The sequence below is a fragment of the Aquimarina sp. AU119 genome (genome assembly GCF_900312735.1).
Lineage (GTDB): Bacteria > Bacteroidota > Bacteroidia > Flavobacteriales > Flavobacteriaceae > Aquimarina > Aquimarina algiphila.
Map to the genome: position 1 here is coordinate 226,318 of NZ_OMPF01000036.1, position 11,571 is coordinate 237,888.

Here is an 11,571-nt window from a genome sequence, read left to right on the forward strand (position 1 = left end):
AAGATGAAAAAAATAACGATATATTTAGTTTTTACTTTATTCTTAGGAGTACCTCAACTACTATTTTCTCAGCAAGAAACTGCTGAGATTAAGGTGTTGGCTCTTAAAAGAGGCAATCATATTAAGTTACGTTGGGGGCCTACATCTTCTATAGCATGGTTGAAATTAAACAAGTACGGATATGAGATAGAGCGAATTACAGTTAAAAAAAATGGAAAACTGATGCCTCCGTCTTATGAAAAAAAAATACTTGATACCGTGGCTCCAAAACCTTTAGAAGAATTTAAAGCATTGGCAGATACTAATAATTATGCCTTGGTTATAGCCCAATTGATATATGGTAAAAACAGTATTGAAGCCGTAGAAAATCCAATTCAGAATATTCTAAAAACAAAGAAAAGTGTTGATAATAAATATTCATATGTGTTATTGTCTGCAGATATGGATTTTGAGGCAGCCACAATGGCTGGTTTAGGATATATGGATACTAGTATTGAAAAAAATGTTGTATACCTGTATCGTGTAAAGAGTTTAGCTCCAAAAATTAAAATAAAAACTGGGCTAAAACTAATAGATGTTGAAAAAGAAGAAATATTACCAGCTCCAATAGATCTTTTTGCTTTACCAGAAGATAAAAAAATTACATTAACATGGGATAAGGAAATCTATAAGTCAATTTATACAGCATATCACCTTGAAAAATCTGAAGACGGCTTAAATTTCGATAGAATAAATGGAGATACCCCATATGTCAATTTTAATCATGAAGGATCATTAAATAAACAAATGTTCTTTACAGATAGTATTACCGAAAATTATAAAAAGTATTATTACAGACTTATAGGAATTTCTGCCTTTGGAGAAAAAAGTCCACCATCAAAAATATTATCTGCAAAAGGCATCTCAAAACTCACAACTACTCCTAAAGTTGTATCTCATAAAGTTGAATCTCTTGATCAGGTACTCTTGAATTGGGAATTTGACAAAGAAGCCGAAAAACAAATTAAAGGTTTTTCAATTGATTGGGCGTCAAAACATGATGGCCCATACACCACAATAAAAACGAATATTCCCAATCATACAAGATCCGCAACAATTCAAAAAGTAGAGGCTTCTAATTATTATAAAATTAATGCTCTTGGGATAAGTCATCAAAAAGCTACCTCGTTGATGCATTTTGTACAACCCATAGATTCAATACCACCACATGCGCCGGTTGACCTTACAGGCACTATAGATTCTTTGGGGATAGTTAATTTATCGTGGCAAGCTAATATTGAAAAAGACATATTGGGATACACGGTTTTTAGAGCAAACTTAAAGCAAGAAAATACGATACCTTCTAATGCTGAACTTATCACTACAAATAGCTTTACAGATACAATAAACATAGAAACATTAAATTCAAAAGTTTATTATCAAGTTATCGCTTTGGATAAGCGCTATAATCAATCAGATCGTTCTGAAAAATTAGAGTTGAAAAAACCTGATATAATAGCACCAACTCCACCTGTGTTTAAAGATTATAAAGTTACAGAAAAAGGAATTTCTTTACATTGGATCAATAGTAGTAGTGAAGATGTGATCTCTCATCATTTATACAGAAAAGAACTTGAAGAAGAAAATGATTGGCAACACATTTTTGAAACCGATACTATTGCACATTATACTGATAATACTATAAAATCGGGTACTAAATATCGATATGCAATCTTTGCAGTAGATGATAGCCAATTAAAATCTGAACCTTCTACCCCATTAACTATTACTGCTAATATGATGCACAGAAGTAATATTATAAAAGGGTTTAATGCTATAGCAGATAGAGAAACAAAAAATATAACCCTTTCATGGCGAAAAATGCCTGATCAAGTAGCAGAAATATTAGTGTATCGATCTAAAAATAAAGAAGCTCCCATGTTATGGAAACAAATACCGTCACATATTAATAAAATAGTAGATACAAGGATAAACCCTGACAACACCTATACCTATATTCTTAAAACCATTTTTGAAGGGTCAATACCCCAGACCGAAACAGTAGAAGTCATTTACTAGCAACGTACACCATCATGAGAAAAATAATCATACTACTAGTACTTATAACAGGAACAATCTCAAACATATCTGGTCAAGAAGGTATCACTTTAACCGAAGGTAATAAAGCTTATTATAAACTTACAGTTTCGGGAAACAGATCCTATTCTGATGGCCCTTGGTTTTTTGGCACCACAGTATGTGATAAAGGAATTAAAGAAATCCGTTTTCTTGATAAAAACAACCAGAAGGTTAAAACCGTTGGCACCAATGGAAAAACGGGTGTATTCTCGTATAATACCGGTGATCATGAATTTACAAAAGACCAATTCCCTATTCAAATTCATATAGATAGTGATTTTGTAGACAGGCTTTTATGTAAAGGGTTTGCTATTTATGATTTTCCTCAGAGTTGGTATACCGATGATTTTAGGAATAGAGGCATGGATGTTATAAAAGTAGAATATAATAGAGCGTGTTACCCCCAAGGGTATACTGGATTTTGGAGTCCGGATGGGAGAAATTATGGAGATATATTTTACTATCATGCTGCTTATGTTTATATGCGAGATCTTGAAGTGAAATCTGATCCCATAATAGAATTAAAAACCCCAAGCGAACCTTTATACTTAGGAGATGATGAATATATAACCGTTGCGGTTCCTGATAGTTTTATAGAGAATTATTCCTACTATTGGAAATACAAAGTAGGTAATGACCGTCATAGATCGATTTCATCGCGATATGTCAATGTAGAAAATGGTAAAAAAGTACTACGCATAAAAGGAAAAGAATTTTTAACCCCTGCCGCATATGGTAAAAGAGTAAGATTAGAATTAGATGCAGGTTGCGGAGTTTCAAATCCTATATCTTTTACTTATTATCCATCTGCTCCACACGTTACAAAAATTGAAACTGTTGACCCTATTTGTTATAGAGGCGATGGTGAAGTTAAAATATCCTTTAGTAGAAACCTGAATAATTCAGTACAAGAAAAGTTAACCATCAATCTTACCAATAGTTTAGGCGTAATACATTCCAGTGGTATTCATACTTCTTTCACACAAGATAATAATAAATACAGCTATACATTTACAGGAGTAAAAGCTGGAGAATATAACATAGAGTTTGCAGGAGGAAATATGACAATCGGAGGCCAGATACTAAGTACAGTAGTTAGAGATCCTAAAGATCCGATAAATATTGTAGATCCTACACAAGTTCTTTTTAGCACTAATATTAAAGATTCTAGCTGTAATGATGGTGATGATGATCCTGATAATAATAATGACGGAAAAATTACCATTACTGCAGAAGGAGGTCGTGATGGTGTTTATCAATACTCGATTCAAAGTGTAAGTAATACGAATCTTTTGAGTTGGTATAACTTTGAAAATAATGATAGTCACATAGTCGAAAATCTTCAACCTGATCTTTATAAAATTCGGGTACGAAAAAAAGTTGGAAACATCTATTGTAACGGATATCTTAAAGATGATGTTTCTGCAATAATTGCAATAAACTTCATCAAAGAGCCTACCACAACCTTAAAGGTGGATAATGTGTTTTATAAAGAACCCACTGCATTTGGTTTTGAAGATGGTAAAATTAGATATCTAATAACAGGAGGGACTCCTTTTGATGATGGAACATATACATATGAATGGAAAGATTCACAAGGAACTGTTCTAAACACTGTACACACCGAATTTCTGCCCGATGACGAAGGATCTGTAATCACTCTTCATTCTATTGGAGCCGACATATATACACTAAAGGTTACAGATAAAAATTATAATGAAGCTACATATACGACAGGCTGTTTTGAAGAAAACATAACATTCAACTTAAAACAACCCAACCCTATTAAAGTAGCTTTTGAAATTGTAAATCCTATTTCATGTAATATAAATAATGAATATAATAATGGTAGGGATTTTGAACCACCTTTAAATATTCCAGATCAGTTTCAGGATGGTGAACTTGTGGCTCATGTTACTGGAGGAGTTCGTTATAACACAGATGCTATTGTTAGCCCAACGATCAATGTACCTCGTAACCAAAAAGGAAATCAGCTTCCATACTATTATCATTGGAAAAAGAAAATAAATAATGTCTGGACAGAAATACCAGTAAACGATAGTATAATTAATCATCAAAGTTTTGGAGATTATGCGCTAAACATTACGGATAAAAATGGAATTGTATTAGGAAACTATATTTCTATAAAAAATAGTGATGATGAATTAGAATACATCTTGGCTACAGCTATAGATAGTACAATGTATTTAACACAACCAACTAAACTAGAGATCACTTTTGAAAAAACTATTATAAGTTGCTTTAGTGGCGCCGATGCTACTGCCAGAGCAATAGTAAAAGGAGGTACACCACCATATTCTTATTATTGGAGCAACGGAGCAAATAGTGCCTTTGCCAATAACTTAAAAGCAGGTAAGCATTCAATTTATGTTACAGACAGTAAAGGCTGCACAATTGAAGGCATTATTAGCATTGACCAACCTAATGGATTAGAAATCCAACCTATAAATATTACAGAGCCTACTTGTCATCAAGGTAACAATGGAAGTATACAGATAACAGTAAAAGGAGGCAACCCTCCATATAGCTACTTGTGGAATACAGGTAACACTTCTACCGAAATAAAAGACTTAACAGCGGGTACATATATTTTGCAGGTCACAGATAGTAAAGGGTGTAAAGCATTTTATGAGAAAGTTGTAAAAGACCCTGAACCTATAGTCATCAACTTAAACGAGAAAAAATCTCTATGTGATGGACAAACCTTATCTCTGGATGTTACAATCAATGACCCTAAGGCTACTTATTCATGGTCTGCCAACAATGGGTTTACAAGTAACAGTGGTACAATACTGATTGATCAAACTGGATTATACACAGCTACAGTAACCAATGGTCTAGGATGTAGTAACCAGGCAACCATTAAAGTAGTTGTTTTTGATACTGCAATCGATGCCCATTATTTAATCGCTACACAAGCTTATGTAGATCAGGAAGTGACTCTGATTAATATTAGTGATCCAGTTGGAGAAAAAGTGGAATGGAGTATCTCTGAAGAGGTTAATATAATTAAAGAAGATAAAAACGAACTTACTGTAATCTTTGATAAAGAAGGTACTTATGAAATTAATTTACGATCTCACATGGGAGATTGTTTTGAAGATTTTGCTAAAAAAATCATAGTACAACCGGCCATAGAGACCTACAAACCGTCTGATAACGATAGCTTTATAAAAGAATTCATCCTATTTCCTAATCCCAACACAGGAGCATTTCAATCTAAAATAGCATTAGAAAAAGCTTCTGATATTTCGGTTAAGATCATTAATCTATCCTCTGGAGCTGTTCTCAGTGAAAAAATAGGACAAAATAATACAGACTTCTTATTAGACTATTCTGTTTCATTTCCTTCGGGAGTATATTTAGTACTTCTAGAAACCCCTCAAGGATCATCAAGGCGAAAACTTGTAATCGAATAGACTAGTTCAAAAAAAACAGAACCCAAAAGAACATGAAAAAAATAGGTCATATTCTACTCTTACTATTGTTTTGGTCTTGTCTTAAGGAAGAAGCTGTACCTGTACTGGCAGATTTTGAATATAAGGTTCTTGAAAACGACTATTCTATTCCGGTAAGTGTCATTTTCTTTAATAGAACAGAAGGGGCAGATCAATATGAGTGGCGTTTTGAAGGAGCAAATCTTTCAAGATCTATAGATAGAAACCCGGGTATCATTAAATTCAATACAAAAGGAATCTATACAATAACACTTACTGCTACTAATATAGATGGTTCTGAAGACACCAAAGCCTTAGGTATTAAAATTGACAACCCGGTAACAATTGATTTTACGGCCACTAGCTTGATCAATACTTTTTCTCCTGCCACCTATACTATTAAAAACTTATCCCAGGGAGCAGATACCTATACATGGATATTTGAAGGAGGCACTCCGTCAAGTTCTACTGATCAAGATCCCGGAGAGGTCGTATTTAAAGAACCAGGAGAGCACATCATATCATTAGAGATTAGTAATGGTAGAGAAACCTATATAAAAAGCACATCTATTAAGGTAGCACCATACCTAATTACTGACTTTGATTACACCATTGCTTTTGAAGATGATGATTATCAAATACCCGCAAAAGTTAATTTCAAAAACACATCGATTAGTGCAACCGACTATACATGGAATATTGAAGGTGCGGATATCACCACTTCAAAAGACAAAGATATAGAGGTAGTATTTAATACCGTTGGTGAACAAAAAATTACCCTTACAGCCACTAACGGTAAAGAAAGTAACACAACAACTCAAAGGATTACATTGTATAAGAATACTAATTTACGAGAGTTTAAAAATGTAAAGTTGGGAATCAATACAGCCCATAAAAATAATACTATAGGTAGTTTTTTCAGTATTTCAACACGAGAAGTGTATACCAAGCAACAAATAACCCCAGAGATTAGCAAAACAATCGACTTAGTTTTTTATGGATTAAACAGCACATATCAAAGAAATCAATTTGTAAGCCCTAACAAACTATCTGGTACTCCATTTGACGATATCCGGGACCCAAAAACAACTGTATTTATAAATACACAAGAATTATGTGGTTGTTCAGCTTCATTAACAGATAAACAGTTTGATGAAATGAAAGATGATACGCTACTTAGAAATCTTACTATTGACACAGATGACAATCTATATTTTGATAATTCTACTACCCCTAGAATTATACTATTTAAAACACAAGAAGGTAAAAAAGGGGCTATTAAAATTAAGGAGTTCAGAAAAGATGGAGAAAATTCATACATCCTGGCAGATATAAAAACACAGAAAAAAATAAGATAAGCACCTGAAAATATGAGCCATAACTACAATAATACAAATAGAAAATGTTGAATAGCAAATTCTATACATGTACTGAGCTAAGTCGAAGGATAACCCCAAAAAAAGCAATAACGGAACTGATGAAAGAAAAAATCACACCTTGTTTAGTGATATCATTGTTTTTAATAACATCTATATATGCACAAATATTACCGGTTCAATCTACTACACAGTTAATACCGCCTTATAGTTTAAAATTATCAGATTATAGTACTGCTACTTTAGACAAAATATTTCTAAATATCGTATTAATTGATGTTCTCGAACCTACTATACAGGTTAGACTTAAGATGTTTATAGAAAATAGTGCCGGATTATCTATACAGAGCAGAGACCTGGTTACAGGAGCATCTCCAATTACCTTAGAAGGTGGAATTCCGACAAGATTAGGTAATCTCGATTTACAACCTTATTTCGAATTGAATAACTTGCAAGGAATTACTCCACAACAATACAACACTACTTTACCCGAGGGTTTATATCGTTTCTGCTTCGAAGTTTATGATATTATATCAGGTAAGAAAATATCCAGAAAAGATTGTACTACAGTATACCTTGTACTTAATGATCCTCCTTTACTAAATTTGCCTTCACGAGGAGAACAAGTGGTTGTCAAGAACCCGCAAAATATATTTTTCACATGGACTCCCAGACATCTTAATGCAACCAACGTAGAATATGAATTTACCCTAAAGGAATTATGGGATCGAAATACAAATCCACAAACCGACTTTTTAAAAAGTCCTCCCCTATTTGAAACCACAACTCGTGCCACAGCATTATTATATGGACCTGGAGAAACACAACTCTTACCAAATAAAACATACGGCTGGCGAGTTAGAGCTTATGTAAGCGATGGGATTAGTAAAACTTCTGTATTTAAGAATGATGGTTATAGTGAAATCTATCATTTTACATATAACGATACTTGCGAAGAACCTAAATATATATTAGCAGAATCAGAAGGTATGACCAAGGAAAGTATTACCTGGGAAGTTTCAGATCATATACAGTACCAAGCTGAATATCGAAAAAAAGGGTCAGAAAATGATTGGTTCAAAGGAAATACTACGGTAGGTACAATAACGATATATGATCTCGAACCAGGTACTACTTATGAATACAGGATTGGAGGGCAATGTATAAATAATGGCCCTTATGTATATTCAGCAATTTCAGAATTTACCACCAGTATAGCCGCTGTGGATAATATGGTTTCTAATTACAACTGTGGTATAGCACCAGATATAAAAATCACTAATCAAGAGCCTCTTTCAACATTAGATCCAGGCAAAGGTTTTACAGCAGGAGACTTTGATGTAACCTTAGAAGAAGTGAGCGGTGGTAATGGCGTTTTTAGCGGCAAGGGATACATCACGGTACCTTATATGAGAGATGCAAAAATTATGGTTGACTTTAATAATGTCAGAATCAATACTGAATACCAATTAATTGATGGTGTTGTCAATACTAGTAAATAGTGCCATTAGTATGACGATATCTTTTTACACACTTGTATGGGTGCATTTAAATGGGATAAAAAAATAGTGACGATTTGAAAAAGATATTCCTATTTTTAATGTTTCCTATATTTTCTTTTTCGCAAAATATAGATAACCAGTCTATTACTAATATTATAAAGAGTAAACCAGTCGAAATAAACGGTCAAATCTCTGCTAATAGTATATATTATAATGCAAATAAGAACTCAGGTAGAAGTCCATTTACCTATTTTCTTCAAGGAATGCTTAATGTAAGTATATATAGTTTTTCAATGCCTATAGAATATAGTTTTTCTAATCAGGGAGAAAACCTGGATTACAAACTCCCTTTCGAATATAATTCACTTAGTCTACATCCAACATACAAATGGGTAACTGCACATATCGGAACAGTAAATATGAGTTTTTCTCCATATACTATGAACGGTCATCAGTTTGTAGGAGGAGGTGTTGATTTAACTCCTTCAAAATCTCTAACGATTAACGCTATGAGCGGTGAACTTCGAAAAGCAATCCATGATGATGGTAATCCCAGAACAACTCCGTCGTATAGTCGTATGGGATATGGTATTAAAGCACAACTTAAGAAAGGAAAATATAGTCTTGGAGTTACAGGTTTTTATGCAAAAGATGATGAAAACTCTATTGACTTTATCCCAGAGGCCAGAAATATACTGCCTAAAGAGAATTTAGTCCTTAGTATTGAAGGTGAAATAAAAATGGGAAAAAACTATACATTACAAACAGAATATGCTTCTACTGCAATATCACAAGATATAAGGGCTACCCCCTTAAAAACAAATGACTTTTCTCTTACAGGAGTCTTTTTTAATAATCGTATCTCTACAGAATATCATAATGCGATCAAAACTCGTTTTGGATATACTCAAAAATCAATCAATCTGGGGATAGGTTATGAACGTATCGATCCCGGATATGAAACATTAGGGGCGTACTTTTTTAATAATGATTTTGAAAACATAACCCTTGACCTTGCTAACACATTTTTCAAAAACAAATTATCACTTTCTTTAAATATTGGTTATCAAAGAGATAACTTAAACAACGCAAAAGCAAACAGTACAAATCGCACCATAGGATCAATCAATGCACAAGCTACCTTATCAGAAAGATTAAGTCTTACAGGGTCATTTTCTAATTTCACAACCTATACCAATACCCGTCCTAATCAGTTTGATGATGTAAATGATGCTGATGTATTAGATGAGCAAGTAGAAGAATTAAACTATAGACAATTATCCAGGAACGCTACTGTATCGATGAATTATATACTTTCTAATAAGAAGACATCAATTCAAAATCTAGCAGTGAATTATGTCTTAAATGATGTAGCAAATGAGCAGGATGGAAATGTAAGAATCGGAGACGTTTCAAGTTTTCATAATTTAAGCTGTGCGCATAGCATAAATATTCCTAAAAATAACATTTCGATAAGTACAGCAATCAATGCAACCTATAATACTGTAGGTAGAGAAGAATCTACGACTTGGGGGCCAACGCTAAGCATCGGCAAACGTTTTTTTAATAAAACCTTAACCTCTCGCCTGGGAGGATCATACAACCAATCCAGCGGAATATCAGGAAACTCAAAAATCACTAATTTTAGACTCAATCTTGGGTATGTAGCATTCGAAAAGCACAATTTTAGTTTAAACGCAATACAATTATTTAAGTCTGTGGATCAAAAAGATAATTTTAATGAGTTTACAGTCACTTTTGGATATCACTATGCTTTTGGATTTAAAAAACCAAAAATTAAAATCAATAGAAAAGAAAGAAATCGTAGTGATTCTATTAAGATAAGATATAAGCAATATTTTTTTGAAGGACTTCCTAAAGAGATCACTCCAAACTTAACCTTAATCCCAGAAAAAGAAGGATTTGCTCATCTAATCAAAGGAAAAAAACAAAGACTTAGCACACTTACCAATCAGTTGATTGAAACTCAGGAAAAAGATAAAAAAGTATATAAAGAAGTGGCCTTAAGTTATCTTAAGGAAATGGACTCCTATTTTGATTTTATAGATTTTTATAATCAAAAATTGTATGAATCTTATCTAAAACTGGTAGAAGAAGCTCAACAAATAGATAGACAAATCAGAGATGAATACATAATTTTAAGCGCAAAAATTAATAGCGCTGATGACAAAGATCCAGAAGATTTAATACAACAAACCATATTGCAAAAAAGATATGAAGCTCATAAAGAGCTGTTAAACTCCTTAATATCATGGAATCTTAAACTTGAGCATATCAAACATCCCAAAGAAGAAATGAGGAATTTTAAAAAAAATTACGCTGCTAAAGTGTTTGAAATGTTTCAAACAGATCGTTCTGATACAGAGATTGTAAAATATATAGAAATACGTCTTGCTGACAGGTTTCACAAAATGCTTTAGTATCGTATACCTATTTTATCTAACTTTATTGCTGATAGCTATCCTTTTATATTAAAAAAACACCATACTATATTCTTTGTATAATTCTTGTGTATAATTGATTAAAAATGAAAAAGTACCTGACACTATTATTCTTATTTTTTTCAGTAGTAGGGTTTGCAAAACTGAAAATTGCTACGGACACTATATCTTTTTGGAAAGTTTATAATGGAGGGAAACTTATAAAAGAAGGTGATATTTTTAGTAAAAATTCCAAGATCATTTTAAAGAAAGGAAAAATTAGAGCTATTGACACATTAAATGTAAAATACTTTGATGATACTCCTTGTCATGATTGCAATGGAAGTTTAACAATCAAGACTAAAAATGAAATGGAAATCAAAAAAATTGAAAATCTAAAAAGCAATTATGATTTCGATATAAAAACTACTGATGTACAAGTTTTAGCGTTTAAGAACAAAAGCTCTATTTTGAAATTTTATTATCGAGAAGATGATTCTCAAAATGAAATTTTATTATTTGAAATTGAAATAAAATAAAACTATATGTAACAAAGAACTGAGTTAAAAAGCAAGTCTTTTTAGTTTAATCTTGAAATATAATTTTCATCATAAGGCAATCCACTTTTTGCTATTGCAAAAGCCTGTTTCAATAACTTATTTGATACTGCAATTAA

General features: G+C 32.6%; 6 protein-coding genes. All 6 read left to right on the forward strand.

All coding sequences use genetic code 11. From position 1 onward, the window contains the following. Positions 1–3 precede the first annotated feature (3 nt). The 6 genes from DK442_RS27040 to DK442_RS27065 all read left to right on the forward strand — a co-directional run bounded on the left by DK442_RS27040 (position 4) and on the right by DK442_RS27065 (position 11,434). Positions 4–2,058: a fibronectin type III domain-containing protein gene (locus DK442_RS27040; protein ID WP_109439040.1), complete on the forward strand. Its 2,055-nt coding sequence runs from the start codon at positions 4–6 to the stop codon at positions 2,056–2,058. Positions 2,059–2,072: 14 nt separating this feature from the next. Then, positions 2,073–5,558 carry a T9SS type A sorting domain-containing protein gene (locus DK442_RS27045; protein WP_109439041.1) on the forward strand — a complete coding sequence of 1,162 codons (3,486 nt, stop codon included), beginning with the start codon at positions 2,073–2,075 and terminating at the stop codon, positions 5,556–5,558. A gap of 32 nt (positions 5,559–5,590) precedes the next feature. After that, entirely contained in the window at positions 5,591–6,934 is a 1,344-nt protein-coding gene (locus tag DK442_RS27050; protein WP_109439042.1) for a PKD domain-containing protein, read from the forward strand. Positions 6,935–7,053: 119 nt separating this feature from the next. Further along, positions 7,054–8,454: a fibronectin type III domain-containing protein gene (locus DK442_RS27055; protein ID WP_160114387.1), complete on the forward strand. Its 1,401-nt coding sequence runs from the start codon at positions 7,054–7,056 to the stop codon at positions 8,452–8,454. 74 nt (positions 8,455–8,528) lie between these two features. Beyond that, the gene (locus tag DK442_RS27060; protein WP_235011040.1) at positions 8,529–10,895 is read left to right on the forward strand and encodes a hypothetical protein; all 2,367 of its coding nucleotides are present in this window, start codon (positions 8,529–8,531) and stop codon (positions 10,893–10,895) included. Positions 10,896–11,002: 107 nt separating this feature from the next. After that, positions 11,003–11,434, forward strand: a complete 432-nt coding sequence (locus DK442_RS27065; protein ID WP_109439044.1) for a hypothetical protein — start codon at positions 11,003–11,005, stop codon at positions 11,432–11,434. The last annotated feature ends 137 nt before the right edge of the window (positions 11,435–11,571 follow it).